At 68.9% G+C, this 14,035-nt stretch carries 11 protein-coding genes; 5 read left to right on the forward strand and 6 right to left on the reverse strand.

The window, feature by feature from the left end; translation table 11 throughout:
- Nucleotides 1–527: 527 nt before the first annotated feature.
- The 4 genes from treF to ATE62_RS04640 form a co-directional block, all read right to left on the reverse strand.
- Nucleotides 528–2,021 (reverse strand): alpha,alpha-trehalase TreF, encoded by a 1,494-nt coding sequence (gene treF / locus ATE62_RS04625; RefSeq protein WP_058818437.1) that lies wholly within the window; start codon nt 2,019–2,021, stop codon nt 528–530.
- Nucleotides 2,002–3,636 (reverse strand): AMP-binding protein, encoded by a 1,635-nt coding sequence (locus tag ATE62_RS04630; RefSeq protein WP_058807083.1) that lies wholly within the window; start codon nt 3,634–3,636, stop codon nt 2,002–2,004. Before ATE62_RS04630 ends, treF begins: the two co-directional genes overlap by 20 nt.
- Nucleotides 3,633–4,523 (reverse strand): alpha/beta hydrolase fold domain-containing protein, encoded by an 891-nt coding sequence (locus ATE62_RS04635; RefSeq protein WP_197411614.1) that lies wholly within the window; start codon nt 4,521–4,523, stop codon nt 3,633–3,635. The genes ATE62_RS04630 and ATE62_RS04635 overlap by 4 nt, the downstream gene beginning before the upstream one ends.
- Before the next feature lie 64 nt (nt 4,524–4,587).
- Nucleotides 4,588–6,897 carry a TonB-dependent receptor gene (locus ATE62_RS04640; RefSeq protein ID WP_058807081.1) on the reverse strand — a complete coding sequence of 770 codons (2,310 nt, stop codon included), beginning with the start codon at nt 6,895–6,897 and terminating at the stop codon, nt 4,588–4,590.
- 153 nt (nt 6,898–7,050) lie between these two features.
- Between ATE62_RS04640 and ATE62_RS04645 the strand changes: the two genes are divergently transcribed.
- Nucleotides 7,051–7,989, forward strand: a complete 939-nt coding sequence (locus tag ATE62_RS04645; protein ID WP_058807080.1) for an alpha/beta hydrolase — start codon at nt 7,051–7,053, stop codon at nt 7,987–7,989.
- Nucleotides 7,990–8,004: 15 nt separating this feature from the next.
- On the opposite strand, the gene ATE62_RS04650 is transcribed toward ATE62_RS04645, so the two are convergent.
- Together ATE62_RS04650 and ATE62_RS04655 are read right to left on the reverse strand one after the other, a co-directional pair.
- On the reverse strand, nt 8,005–9,015 hold the full coding sequence (locus tag ATE62_RS04650) for a substrate-binding domain-containing protein (RefSeq protein WP_058807079.1): 1,011 nt from the start codon (nt 9,013–9,015) through the stop codon (nt 8,005–8,007).
- Nucleotides 9,016–9,039: 24 nt separating this feature from the next.
- Nucleotides 9,040–9,945, reverse strand: coding sequence for an alpha/beta hydrolase (locus tag ATE62_RS04655; protein WP_058807078.1), 906 nt, complete (start codon nt 9,943–9,945; stop codon nt 9,040–9,042).
- Between the two features lie 77 nt (nt 9,946–10,022).
- Here ATE62_RS04655 and ATE62_RS04660 point away from each other — a divergent pair, with 77 nt between their 5' ends.
- The 4 genes from ATE62_RS04660 (at nt 10,023) to ATE62_RS04675 (ending at nt 13,910) form a co-directional block, all read left to right on the forward strand.
- Nucleotides 10,023–11,261: an MFS transporter gene (locus ATE62_RS04660; protein WP_058818439.1), complete on the forward strand. Its 1,239-nt coding sequence runs from the start codon at nt 10,023–10,025 to the stop codon at nt 11,259–11,261.
- Entirely contained in the window at nt 11,258–12,268 is a 1,011-nt protein-coding gene (locus ATE62_RS04665; protein ID WP_058807076.1) for an alpha/beta hydrolase, read from the forward strand. The genes ATE62_RS04660 and ATE62_RS04665 overlap by 4 nt, the downstream gene beginning before the upstream one ends.
- A gap of 71 nt (nt 12,269–12,339) precedes the next feature.
- Nucleotides 12,340–13,185: an FAS1-like dehydratase domain-containing protein gene (locus ATE62_RS04670; protein ID WP_058807075.1), complete on the forward strand. Its 846-nt coding sequence runs from the start codon at nt 12,340–12,342 to the stop codon at nt 13,183–13,185.
- Nucleotides 13,182–13,910, forward strand: a complete 729-nt coding sequence (locus tag ATE62_RS04675; protein WP_058807074.1) for an enoyl-CoA hydratase/isomerase family protein — start codon at nt 13,182–13,184, stop codon at nt 13,908–13,910. Before ATE62_RS04670 ends, ATE62_RS04675 begins: the two co-directional genes overlap by 4 nt.
- The last annotated feature ends 125 nt before the right edge of the window (nt 13,911–14,035 follow it).

Genomic DNA, 14,035 nt, shown 5'->3' on the forward strand with positions numbered 1-14,035 from the left:
ATGATGCAAATTCCGTGTGGAAAGTATTTACTTGGTCAAGCTATCATAGCAAATCCACCTCGAGAATTTGCACCCATGCCCGTTTCAAAGTTAATATATATATATTTTCCAATCAATATGACAACGTTGTAGACATAGATATTGATCTGAAAGATGACACTCTTCTCATCCCACCAATTTGGACAAATTCTCTTGGATGGAAAAGAGGCGTATTTCGTAATATTGATGCAACCAGAATAAATCTATATCCTAAAATAAAACGGCATTGCTTCAAAGACATCAGAGGATTCTATGTCGATGAAAAAGGTAAAAAGATTAGATGGAGATCTGATCCCTGCGGAAGCTGGAGCATGGCAAGTTATCGCAGGATAGACGACAAGATAAGTGATGCTATAGGCATTCCACGTGCACCATTATCGCGGGATGATTTGACGTCGCGGCGACGGCCGATGGTTCGCTGACTGTTCTCAACTAGATTGGAGCCTTAGACAACCGCTCCGACATTGGATAACAGCCGCCGCCGCACCTCAAGCCCCATCCATCAGATCCGCCGTCACCCCATTGGTCCAGCCGAAGCCGATCTGCGGCGCATATTCGCCGCCCTGGCCTACACCATGGCCTTTGGCGGGGGTTTCGATGTCGTATTTTTCGAACAAGAGCCCGGTGCGCGTATAGGCGGCTTCGACGGCGGCGATCCAGCGGGTGGCGATGTCCTGCGCCAGCGCGTCATGGCCATAGCGGCGGAGGCCCGCGACCGCGATCCATTGCAGCGGCGCCCAGCCGTTGGGGCTGTCCCATTGCTCGCCGCTCGCGACCAGCGTGGTGCGCAGGCCGCCGGGGGCGAGCAATTCGGCCGCGGTCGCGCGCGCGGTAGCCTCCGCCTGCTCGGGCGTCGCCACCCCCGCGAGCAAGGGCGCGAGCGCGGCGGCGGTGAACTGGCCGCACAGCGCACCCGCCTCGAGATCATAATCCTCGAACCGTCCCGCCGCCGCGTTCCACAAATGCCGCTGCATCGCCGCGCGCCGAAGCGCCGCGCGTTCGGCATAGGGTGCCGCGTCGGCATCGCCCCCCGCGGCGATCGCGCTTTCCAGCCCGTAGAGAAAGGCATTGAGGTCGACCGGCGCGATCGCGGTGGTGCGGATCGACGCCAGGCCCGCGCCGCCCAGCCAGCGCGACGAGAAGTCCCAGCCGCTCTCGGCGCCGGCGCGCAGGTCGCGATAGACGTCGGCGACGGGGCGCCCGCTCGCCGCGGCGGTCTCGACATCCTCGCGCCAGCTCTCGTCGCGCGGCGTCCCGCGCGGGTCCCAATAGCGGTTGAGCAGGCTGCCGTCGGCGAGCCGCACGACGCGGTTCGCGCGCGCACCGGGCGCCAGATCCGCCTCGCCTTCCATCCACCAGCCATGCTCGCGCTTCATCGCCGCCAGCCGCCGCGCCGCGACCGCGGGCGCGGCCTCGCCGAGCAGCGCGACCATCATATGGAAAAGCGGCGGCTGCGACCGCCCGAGATAATAGGTCCTTGTGCCGTTCGGGATATGGCCGTGATCCTCGATCAGGTCGGTCAGCGTATCGACGATCCCCGTCGCGAGCGCCGTCTCGCCGTCGCGGATCAGGCCGAGCATCGTGAAGAAGCTGTCCCAATAATAAATCTCGCGAAAGCGCCCGCCGGGAACGACGTGGCGGTGCCCGACGGGCAGCGCCGAACTGTCGGGCGCCCCCGGCTGCGGACCGCGCGCGAGCGTCGGCCACATCGCGCGGATATGCTCGCGCAGCGGCCGCGTCGGCAGCGCGGGCTCGAGCGGCGCGACGCGCGCGGGCAGTCGGAAATTGGCCTCGACGAAGCGCATCAGTTCGGCATCCCCCGCCGGCAGCGCCGCGAAGTCGGCCATGATGTCGCCGATCGGCCGCCGCGGCACCGCGTCGACGAATATCTTGCCGTCCGACAAAATCCCGCGCTCCTGCACCCGCGCGAACAGCGGGCCGTAGAGCTCGGCCGGGGTTGGTTCAATCCGCGGCTTCGGCATCGCGCATCGCAAATTTCTGGACCTTGCCGGTCACCGTCATCGGGAATTCGTCGACGATGCGGACCAGCGCGGGGATCTTGTGGTGCGCGATCTTGCCGCGGCACCATTCGACGATCGCCTCGGGCGCGAGCGGCCTGTGCACACGAACCCAGGCGCAGACGCGCTCGCCCAGCCGCGCGTCGGCGATGCCGAACACCGCGGCGTCGGCGATGTCGGGGTGGCCGAGCAGGAACGCCTCGACTTCGGCGGGATAGATATTCTCGCCGCCGCGGATGATCATGTCCTTGATCCGCCCGACGATGCGCACGCGCCCCTGGTCGTCGATCGTCGCGAGGTCGCCGCTGTGCATCCAGCCGCCCTGGATCGCGGCGGCGGTCGCCTCGGGCTGGTTCCAGTAACCGAGCATCACCCCCGGCCCGCGCGAGCAATATTCGCCGGGCTGCCCCAGCGGCACGAGCGCGCCGTCGCCATCGATCACGCGCCCCTCATAATGCGGCAGCATCTGCCCGACGGTGTCGGTGCGCGTCTCGATGTCGGCGCCCGGGCGCGTCTGCGTGCTGAGCGGGCTCGTCTCGGTCATGCCGTAACCGATGGTGATGTCGGTCAGGTTCATCGCGTCGATCATCCGCCGCATCATCGCGGGCGGGCACGGCGCCCCCGCGGCGATCCCGGTGCGCAGCGACGAAAGGTCGAACGACGCGAAATCCTCATGGTCGAGCATCGAGAGGAACATCGTCGGCACGCCGTGGAGCGCCGTGCAGCGCTCGTCGGCGACGGTCTTCAGCACCACGGCGGGGTCGAACGCCTGCCCCGGAAACACCATCGCCGCGCCGCTGGTCAGGCAGACGAGCACCCCGAGCACCATGCCGAAGCAATGATAGAGCGGCACCGGGATGCACAAAAGGTCGCCCGGCCCGAGCCGCATACCCGCCGCCGCCGACACCGCATTGTGCAGCAGGTTGCGATGGCTGAGCGTCGCGCCCTTGGGGGCGCCGGTGGTGCCGCTGGTGAACTGGATGTTGATCGGCTGGTTCTCGCCCAGCGCCACCCGCGGCATCACGCGCTCGCCCGGCAGCAGCAGCGCGTCGAAACCGATCCGCGCCCCCTCGCCCGCGCCGCCGATCTCGATCACATGGCGGAGGTCGGGCAGGCCCGGATCAAAGATCGGCCAAGAAGCCCCCGCCGTCGCGGGCGCCAGCTCGGCGAGCATGGCGAGATAGTCCGACGTCTTGAAGCGCCCCGCGGTGACCAGCGCGCGCACCCCCGACAGCCGCAGCGCATGGCCGAGCTCGTGGGTGCGATAGGCGGGATTGATCGAGACGAGGATGATGCCGAGCCGTGCGGTCGCGAGCTGGGTCAGCACCCATTCGGCGCAATTGGGCGCGCAGATGCCGACGCGGTCGCCCGCCGCGAGCCCCAGACTGTCGAGCCCGCGCGCGAGCGCATCGACCCGCTCGCCGAGCTCGGCCCAGCTCCACCGCACCCCCTGCCAAGGCAGGATCAGCGCCGGCCGATCGCCGTAAAGCTCGACCGCGCGATCGAGCCAGTCGCCGATCGTCCCCGCGGGCACCGGCGGTTCGGCCGGGCCGACCACATAGGAAAGCCCCGCGCTCATGCGCCAAGGTGCTTCATGAAAAACTCGGCCTGCGCCGCGAGCGCGACCTCGCTCTCGGGGCATTCGATCCACGCCCAGAAAGCGTGCGCCATGCCCTCGTAGACGCGCAGGTCGACGTCGACCCCCGCCTGGCGCAACGCGAGGTCGGCGAGTATGGTGTGGCTCAGCAACTGGTCGCGGGTGCTGGTCATCAGCAGCATCGGCGGCAGCCCCGACAGATCGCCGAAGGTCGGCGAGAAGAGCGGATCGCGCCGGTCCGCGCCGCCGCAATATTCGTCCATCGTCTCGGCGGCGCTACGCGTCCCCATGATCGGCGGCAGATAAGCCTCGCAATCGCCGACGATGGTGAAGTCGCCCGCGCCCGAGAAGAAACCCGCCGCCGCGGGCATATCGAGCCCCTCGGCCTTGATCCGCGCGAGCAGTTGCAAGGTCAGGCACGCCCCCGCCGACGTCCCGTAGATCCCGATCGCCGACGCCGGCCGATACGCCAGCGCATCCCGATACACCGCGAGCGCGTCGTCGACCGCCGCGGGATAAGGATGCTCGGGCGCCATGCGGTACAGCACGGTGGTCACCGCGATCCCGGTCAGCCCAGCGATCGGGATCGACTCGGTCAGCGATCCCGCATCGACCATGAAGCCGCCGCCATGGAAATTGATCAGCAGCCGCCGGTCCGCAGCATCCGTACCCTGGCGCCGCACATACTTCACCGGCACCCCCGCGACCTTGCCCTTCTCCACCTCGACCCCGAAGCGCTTCGCGCGCCCCTTGTTCAGCGGCTTCAGATGATTGGCCGCCGCGGCGCGCACCGCGGCGCGGGTGATCGGATTGCGCAGCAGAGTCGCGGTGACTTCGGGCGCGCCCTCGCCCTTCAGCATCGGTTCCATGACCGCGCGCGCTTCCGCGCTGACGGTCATCGCGAAAGGCGGCTGAGCCGGACCGGCACCCATGTCATCCTCCGAACTTGTATCCGATCCGCACACCATACATCCGCGGCTCGGTATAGGTCAGCCCGACCATGCCCGACGACTGCGCATATTGGTCGAGCACCCCGACCGGCTTCGCCTCGTCGGTGATATTGTTCGCGAACAGCGACAGGTCGATCGGCCGCCCGCCGATATCCTTCAATCCGACGCTCGCGTTGAGCAGGCCGTACGCCGGCAGGAAATTATAGAAGGAAGCGTTGGTCTGCGCGGTCGAAACCTTCGACTGGCGCGCATAATTGACCGCCAGCACCAGCTCGCCCGCATCGCCGAGCGGCGCCTCATACGACCCGCCGATCGAGAATTTATGCTTGGGCGTATAGGGGAAAGGCGCGCCGTTCAGGATCGCCCCCGCGCTCGCATCGGCGACCTCGGTGTAGCGCGCGTCGATGTAGGAATAGCTGCCGTTGAGCGTCAGCCCTTCGACCGGCATCACCGCGAGGTTGAGCTCGACGCCCTGGATCTTGCCCTTCGCCGCGCTGCGCGTGACGTTGAGCAGCACCGTGCCCGCGGGGGTCTGCACCGCCTCCGCCGTCGTGCGCTGGATATTGTCGTAGATGCCGCGATAGGCCGCGACATTGGCGCGCACGTCCATGTCGCCGATCGAGAATTGCGACTTCAGCCCGACCTCGACGTCCGACAGGCGCTCGGGCGCATAGGTGCGGAACTGCGACCCGACGGGCACCGGCCCGTTGACCCCGCCCGACTTGTAGGCGTCGCGCGCGGTGACATAGACATGCACCCCCGGCGTCACGTCATAGTCGAGCGTCGCGGTATAGCTCGGATAATCGCTGTCGACCGACCCCGACACCGCGGGCGGACCACCGATCGTCTGCGAGGTGAAGCTATGCTCCCAGGTGTAGCGCAGGCCGCCGGTCACGCTGAGCCCGGTCAGCGACGGCGACAGCTTGCCGAGGTCGACCGTCGCCTGGCCGAACACCGCCTCGCTCTTGTTCGTCTGGGTGAAGAAGCCCGAGATCGTCGGGAGCAGGGTGCCGATCGGGAAGAAAATATATTGCTCGATCCCCGCGGGATCGCTCCAGCTCTGCCGGTCGAGATAGCCGCCGACCGAGAAGTCGACCGCGTCGTCGAACAAGGTGCCCTGCAGCTGCAATTCCTCGGTGAAGAAATTGGGCGCGATCGTCGGGATGCGCCCGGTCTGCCCGGCGATCGGGAAGGGCATCGCGTCATAATCATAGCCGTAGATGGTGCGCAGCTCGGAATAGCTGATGATGTTGCGCAGCTTGATAGTGTCGCTCAGCTGGACCGACGCCTGGTTGATCACCTGCCAATATTTCGTCTCCGAGAATTGGTCGAGGTCGTAGGAGACGCGCCGCGGCCCACGCGCCGCCTGCTCGGCGACCGCGGTGAGCACGCCCGGATAGAAGGCCGCGACCGGCAGGAAACCCAGCCCCAGCGGCGTCGCGTCGAAACCCGCCGCCGGGTTGTACGCGCCGAGTACCGTGCCGCCGCCATTATTGTCCGAATGATAATAGCGCAGCATCGTATAGAGTTCGATGTCGTCGGTCGGCGCCAGCGTCAGCCCGAAGCGGAAACTTTCATACGACAGATTGTCGTAATCCTTTCCCGCGAAGAAGGGCCCGACATCCTTGGTATAGCCGTCGCGGCGCCCGACCTCGCCCGCGATGCGCAGCATCACGCGGCCGGGGACGATCGGGGTGTTGAGCGCGCCCTCGATGCGGCGGTCGTCGTAATTGCCGAGCTGGACGCGGACATAGCCCTCGAAGCGGTCCTGCGGCTTGACGGGCTCGAACAGGATGTTGCCGCCGGTGGCGTTCTTGCCGAAGAGCGTGCCCTGCGGCCCCGCGAGCACCTGGATGTTGGCCATGTCGAAATAGGTGCCGACGCGGCCGTCGACGTTCACGGCATTGGGCACTTCGGCGAAATAATTGACCACGCCGGGGGTCGAGCCGAAGGCCGGGCCCTGCCCGCGCAGCGCGAAATAGGCGAACTCGCGCGGATAACCGCCGCTGATCGTGAACAGCGAGGGCGTGTTGTCGGCGAGCGAGGTGCGGTCGGTGATGCCCTTCTGGTCGAGCGCCTCGTCGGTGAAGGCGGTGACCGCGATCGGCACGTCCTGCAATCGCTCCTCGCGGCGCCGCGCGGTGACCACGATGTCATTGAGGCCGCCGCCCGCGTCGGCCGACGTCTCGTCGGCGGGGGCTGCGGCGGGCGCGGCCTGCGCCAAGGCCGCGGCGGGCAGCAGGCTGCCGCCGAGGAGCAGCGCGAGGATCAGCGGCGAGCGCGTGGATTTCATGATTCCCTCCCAAAATATGCGGGGCTTGGGCCCTGTCGACGCTGCTGCTACGCAAAAATGCTATCGATGTCAATATGACTTGCAGGCCGATGATTTTCCCCTATTATCGCTGCCAACCACGACATTGCTATCGGTAGCAAGGATGAGGATGTTATGACGGGTTTCCAGCCATTTGCGCCCTGGGTGAGCGCCGAGGCCGCCGAAGCGGCCGCGCGCGAGGCCGAACGCGCCGCCGCCGCGACGCTGCCGACCGACATCGCCGGACTACGCCTCCATTATGACGCTTTCAACCGGCGCCACTTGGCCGTCGCGCAGGATCATTATGCCGTCGATATCGAACGCAGCGAGCTCGGCGGGGTCGCGGTCGACATCGTCACGCCCAAGGGCGCCGAGGTTGGCCCGCGCACCCTGCTCTGCCTCCACGGCGGTGCCTTCATGTGGGGGCGCGGCGCCGGCGCGCTGCTCGAGGCGGTGCCCGTCGCCGCGACCGCCGGCCTCCGCGTCATCGCGGTCGAATATGCGCTCGCGCCCGAGCAGGTCTTCCCCGCCGCGGTGAACGACGTCGTCGCGGTGTTCCGCGCGCTCGCCGCGAACCAGCCCGCCGCGAGCATCGGCGTCTATGGCTGCTCGGCGGGCGGCGCGCTCACCGCGCAGGCGACCGCACGGCTGATCGCCGAGGGCGACGCGCTGCCCGGCGCGATCGCGATGCTGCACGGCACCGGGCTCGACATGCTCGGCGATTCGCGCGCCGCGTCGGCCTTCCTGACGGGCGGCGACGCCGCGCCCGAGGGCCCGACGCTCGCGACCATGCCCTATCTGATGGGCGCGCGCGCCGACGACCCGCTCGTCTTCCCCGGCGAGCATCGCGACATGCTCGCACAATTCCCGCCGAGCCTGCTCGTCACCGGCACACGCGATTTTGCCGCGAGCTCGGTGAGTATGATGCACCGCCGCCTCCACGCCGCGGGCGCCGATGCGTCGCTGCTCCATTTCGACGGGATGGGACACGCGCATCATATGGCGACCATGCTGCCCGAATCGCGCGAGACCTTCGCCGCGCTCGCGGCGCATTTCGGCCGGCATCTCGCATGACGCGAGCGCTTGCCGTCAGCCGCCGCTGCTCTCGCGTATGACCAGCGCGACGGGCAGGGGCGTCGCGACCGGCAGCGCGTCGGCGCCGTCGACGAGCGCGAGGATCGCCTCGCCCAGCGCGCGCCCCGCGGCGGTCGCGTCCTGCCGCACCGAGCTGATCGACGGGCGGTGCGTGCCCGCGATCGGCGTGTCGTCGAAGCCGACGATCGCGACCTTTTCCGGCACGGCGATGCCGCGCGTCGCGAGCGCATCGCACGCCCCCGCGGCGATGAAGTCGCTCACCGCGATGATCGCGTCGAACCCCGTCCCCGCATCGAGCGCGCCCTCGATCGCCTCGGCGCCGCTCTCGATCGAGAAAGCGCAAGGGATGATCCCCGCCAGCGCCGCCTCGCTCGCCGCGAGCACCTCGCGCACGCCTTCGAGCCGGCCCGCGACCTCGGGATGCTGCGCATCGCCCAGGAACAGCAGCCGGCGGCGCCCCGTGGCCACCAGATGCTCGGCGGCGAGCCGCCCGCCCTGGCGGTTGTCGCTGCCGATCACGGGGATGGTGAGCCCCGGCACCGGCTCGCCCCACGCGACCGCGGGCAATCCGACGCTCTGGACATCGGCCAGGCAGCGCCCGCCCTCGCCCTGCCCCAGCACCACGACGCCGTCGGCGCCGATCGCGCTCGAGCCCAGGAAATGATCGTGGGTGGTCAGCAGCATCGCATGGTCGGCGGGGGTCAGTATCTCAAGCAGCCCGCCGATCATCGCCAGCAGCAGCGGGTCGGTGATCGGCCGGTCGCCGCGCGCGAGCTGTTCGATCACCACCGCGATCGTCTGGGTGCGCCGCGTGCGCAGGCTGCGCGCCGCGACATTCATCCGGTAGCCGACCTCGCCCGCGATCTTGACGATCCGCTCGCGCACTTCGGGGCGCACCAGATCGCTGCCGCGCAAGGCGCGCGAGACGGTGATCTTGGAGACGCCCGCGAGCGCCGCGACCATCTCCATGGTCGGCCGCTCGCCGGGCTTGCCCGGCTTGATCATGATCCTCGGTCCCGCATGCGCCCCTCAATCCACCGCCAGATAGCGGCGGACGAGCCGCGCGATCAAGTCAAAGGACCGCGACACCGCAGGGATGGTGACGGGCAGGAACAGGAAGCCGTGCGGCAGCCCCGGCAGGCGGCACACCAATGTCTCGACCCCGGCGCGCGCCAGCAGCCCGGCATAGGCCTCGCCGTCGTCGCGCAGCGGATCCTCGGATGCGGTGAGCACGATCGCGGGGGCCAGCCCGTCGTGGCGCGCGGCATACATCGGCGAAATCAGCGGATGCTCGAAGGACGTGTCGCCGCAATACATCGACCGGCAGGCCTCGAGGTAATCGCGCGTCAGCCCCGGCACCTCGATTTCGCTCATCGAGGGCAGCGCCATGTCGAGGTCGGTCGCGGGATGGACGAGCAGCTGGAACAAGGGCTGTGCCTCGCCGCCGTCGCGCAGCCGCAAGGTCAGCGCCGCGGTGAGGTTCGCCCCCGCGCTCTCGCCGCCGAGTCCGATGCGCGCCGGATCGCAGCCGAGCGCCGCGGCCTCGCGCCGTGCCCAGGCAAAAGCCGTCGTCACATCGTCGAGCCCCGCGGGAAAGGGATGTTCGGGCGCCAGCCGATAGCCGACTCCGAGCACCGCGCAGCCCGCGCGGTCGGCGATATGGCGGTGCATCGCGTCGTGCGTGTCGAGATCGCCGAGCATCCAGCCGCCGCCGTGCAGGAACAGCAGCAAGGGCAGCGGCCCCTCGCCCGCCGGGACGTACAGCCGCACCGGCACCCCGTCGGCGTCGAGGTCGCGCACGTCGGCCAGCTCCACGCCCGGCATCGCGCCCGCGCTCATCGCCATATGCGCGCGGATCATCGGGACGAGCTCGGGGGTCAGCGGCGGCAGCGGCACGGGTTCGCCGACGAATGCCGCAATCTCTTTATCAAGCATCGCATTCCTCTCCTCTGGAATGACATCGATATCAATCAAAATGACTTACAAGACAAGAGCAGGATCGCAAAATGGCCATGACGCAGTGTGACACCCCCGCGGCGACGCCGATACCGGCCGGCGCCGACCCCGCGCGGCGCGGGCTGACCATCGGCGTGTCGGGGCTCTATCTCGCGCTCTACCTCCACTACGGCTTCTTCACCTTCATCCCGCTCTACCTCAAGAAGACCGGCGCCACCGCGGCCGAGATCGGCGTACTGCTCGCGATCCCGCTGGTGCTGCGCGTGCTCACCGTCGCGCCGGTCTCGGCCTGGGCGGGGCGCCACGGCCGCGTGCGCGACGGGGTCACCGTCACCGCGCTCGCCTCGGCGGCGATCATCCTGCTGCTGCTCGGCGAGCCCGAGCACGCCGGGCGCGTCGCGGTCGTCATCGCCTTCTCGATGATGTGGGACCAGATCCCCGTGCTGACCGACGCCTATGCGGTGATGGCCGTGCGCAGCCACGGCATCGACTTCGGCCGCGTGCGCGTCTGGGGCTCGATCGGCGTCGTCGCGTCGAGCGCCGCGGCGGGCTGGGTCTTCGGCCTGACCGGGATCGAAGCCCTGCCCTGGCTCGTCGCGCTGATCCTGGTCCTCCCCGCGCTCACCGCGCCGCTGCTTCCCCCCGACCGCAAGATGGCCCCGCCGGAGCCCGGCCCCGCGGGCAAATGGCGCGACGTGCTCGTCGACCGCAAGCTGATGCTCGCGATGGGCGCGACCGCGCTGGTGATGGGCAGCCACGGCGTGCTCACCAGCTTCGGCGCGATCCAGTGGGACGCGCAGGGCATTTCGACGGGCACCATCGGCATGCTCCAGGCGCTGGCGGTCAGCGCCGAGATCCTCGCCTTCTGGTTCGGCACCAAGCTGCTCGGCCAGCGCGACCCGAGCCTGCTGATCTGCATCGCCGCCGCCGCCGCGGTGCTGCGCTGGGCGGTGATGGCGACCAATCCGGGAATTGAGATCCTCTTCGCGGTGCAATTGCTCCACGGCGTCACCTCGACCGGCGCGATCCTCGGCATGATGCTCGTGATCGCCACGCGCGTGCCGATGCAGTCGAGCGCCGCGGCGCAGGGGCTCAACGCCGTGCTGCTCGGCGTCGCGCTCGCCGCCGCGACCGCGGGGTCGGGGCTGCTCTGGTCCTACGGCATCTCGGTCGCCTATCTCGCCATGGCCGGCCTCGCCGCGATCGCCGTCCTGCTCGCCTGGCCCCGCCGCAGCCCCGCCGAAACGCGCGACGACCCCTTCGAAACCCTGTCCGTATCGGGAGATAAAGCATGAAGCCTGCCCTGACCCTCGCCCTAGCCGCGCTGATCGCCGCCCCGGCTGCGGCGCAGACCGCGCCCGCGCCCGAGCGCAATATCCTCACCTGGCCGATGCCCGAGACCGTCAGCCCCGAGGGCCGCGCGATGGCCGCGGCGATGCTCGCGCAGCCGATGCCGAACCCGATGCCCTCGGTCGAAGTCCAGCGCCAGCTGATCGGCGGCATGCAGGAAGCGATGGGGGCGCAGCTGCAACAGCGCCACGGCGTCCGCGTCGAGGCCTCGACCATCGCCGGCGTGCCCGTGCGCATTATCTACCCCAAGGGTGTGACCACCCTCGGCAAGGGGCCCGTGCTGCTCAACCTCCACGGCGGCGGCTTCCGCGTCGATTCGGGCTCGCTGACCGAGACGATCCCGATCGCCGCGCTGACCGGTGTGCCCGTCGTCGCGGTGCTCTATCGCCTCGCCCCCGAACATCCCTATCCGGCCGCGCTCGACGACGCGCTCGCCGTCTACCAGGCGCTGGAGAAGGATCGCCCCGCCTCGCAGATCGCGGTCTACGGCACCTCGGCCGGCGCGGTGCTCAGCGGCGAACTCGTCGCCAAGCTCACGAGCCTCGAGAAACCCATGCCCGCCGCGCTCGGCTTCTTCTCGGGCAGCGCCGATTTGAGCCAAAGCGGCGATTCCGAATCCTGGATGCCCTCGCCCACCGGCGAAAAGACCCTCGCCGAAACCGTCGCGCCCTATGTCGGCAAGACCGCCCCCACCGACCCGATCCTCTCGCCGCTCCACGGCAATCTCGCGAACTTCCCGCCGACCCTGCTCGTCAGCAGCACGCGCGACGCCTTGCTCAGCGGCACGTCGATCTTCGGCCGCGCGCTCGTCGAACAGGGCGTCGATGCGCGGCTCGTCGTCTTCGACGGCCTGCCGCACGCCTTCTGGGCCTATATGGACATCCCCGAGAGCGGCGAGGCCAACATGCTGATGGCGAAGTTCCTCAAGGACCGGCTCGACACCGGCGATTGATCCCGCCCGCTCTTGGCAGCGTCGCCAAATGCTGCTTTGGCGGCGGCAACGAAACGGCACGGGAGCAGGCGATGAGTGCATGGGACGCATGGATCGGGCGCAGCATCGAACAGCGCGACCTGCTCACCCCCGCGGCGCTCGCACGCTTCCGCGCGACGATCGACAGCGACGCGGCGGGCGACGCCGCGGCACAGGCGATCCACTGGTGCCTCTGCCTCCCCGACGCGCCGACAAGGGCGCTCGGCCCCGACGGCCATCCGCTGCGCCAGGACGACCCCGGCAGCTTCATGCCGCCGATCCCGCTGCCGCGCCGCATGTGGGCCGCGAGCGACATCCGCTTCCTCGCGCCGATCGCGGCGGGCGCCGCCATCGCACGCACTTCGACCGTCGCCGCGATCAAGGAAAAGACCGGCGGCACCGGCCAGCTCGTCTTCGTCGAGGTCGAGCATCAGACGCGCGCCGACGACGTCGTCGCGGTGCAGGAACGCCAGACCATCGTCTTCCGTGCGCCCGCCGAGAGCCCCGCGCCCCAGCCCAACCCGGCGCCGACCGGCGAGCCCGACCTCTCGGACTGGACCTGGCGCCGCGACGTGCTGCCGACCGAGGCGATGCTGCTGCGCTATTCGGCGCTGACCTTCAACAGCCACCGCATCCATTACGACCTGCCCTATGCGCGGGACGAGGAGGGCTACCCTGGCCTCGTCGTCCACGGCCCGCTGACCGCGACCCTGCTGCTCGACCTCGCGCAGCGCGAACTCGGCGCGAACGCGCTCACCGCCTTCACGATGCGCGCGTTGGCCCCCGCCTTCGTCGGCGAGCCGATCCACCTCGTCGGGCGCCGAAAGGACGACGGCTGGGAGATGGCCGCCATCGGCCCCGACGGGCGAACCATCATGGCAGCGGAGGCAAAGGCATGAACGAACTGGTCCTGCGTGCGGACGAAGGTGGCATCGCGACGCTGACGCTCAACCGCCCCGACAAGCGCAACGCGCTCAACCTCGCGCTCTGGGCCGAGCTCGACGCGCACGCCGACGCCATCGCCGCGGCGGGCGAGGCGATCGGCGTCGTCGTGCTGCGCGCGGGCGGCCCCGCCTTCTGCGCGGGCAACGACCTCAAGGAACGCGGGCTCGAAGCCCCGCGCAAACATTATCAGGGCTCGATCGTCACCAAGCTCGCCGAGCTGCCGCAGCCTTTGATCGTCGCGGTGCAGGGCGGCTGCTTCACCGGCGGGCTCGAACTCGCGCTCGCGGGCGACATCATCGTCGCGGGCGAAAGCGCGCATTTCGCCGACACCCACGGCCAGTTCGGGCTGGTGCCGATCTGGGGTATGAGCCAGCGCCTGCCCCGCCGCGTCGGCGAAGCGAAAGCCCGCGAGATGAGCTTCACCGGGCTGCCGGTGAGCGGCGCCGAAGCGGCGCGGATCGGCCTCGCCAATCATTGCGTGGCGGATAGCGAGCTGGAGGCGGCGGTGCGGAAGCTGGCCGAAGCCATCGCCGCGCAATCGCGGCACAGCGTGTTCGCGTACAAACGGCTCTACCGCGAACAGGCCGACCTGCCGCTCGCCGCCGGGCTGGCGCACGAGGTATTCGCCAGCGCCGGCGTGGCGCCGGACTTTGCCGAGCGGGTGGCGCGGGGGTTTTAGGAATAATCCTCCCTGCGGCGAAGCCGTGGGGAGGGGGACCGCCGAAGGCGGTGGAGGGGTCGAGGCCACAAGCGTCGGCCCAAAAGGCCACCGCCCCTCCACCACCCTTCGGGTGGTCCCCCTCC

Source organism: Sphingopyxis sp. HIX, from assembly GCF_001468285.1.
In the GTDB taxonomy this organism is placed as follows: Bacteria; Pseudomonadota; Alphaproteobacteria; order Sphingomonadales; family Sphingomonadaceae; genus Sphingopyxis.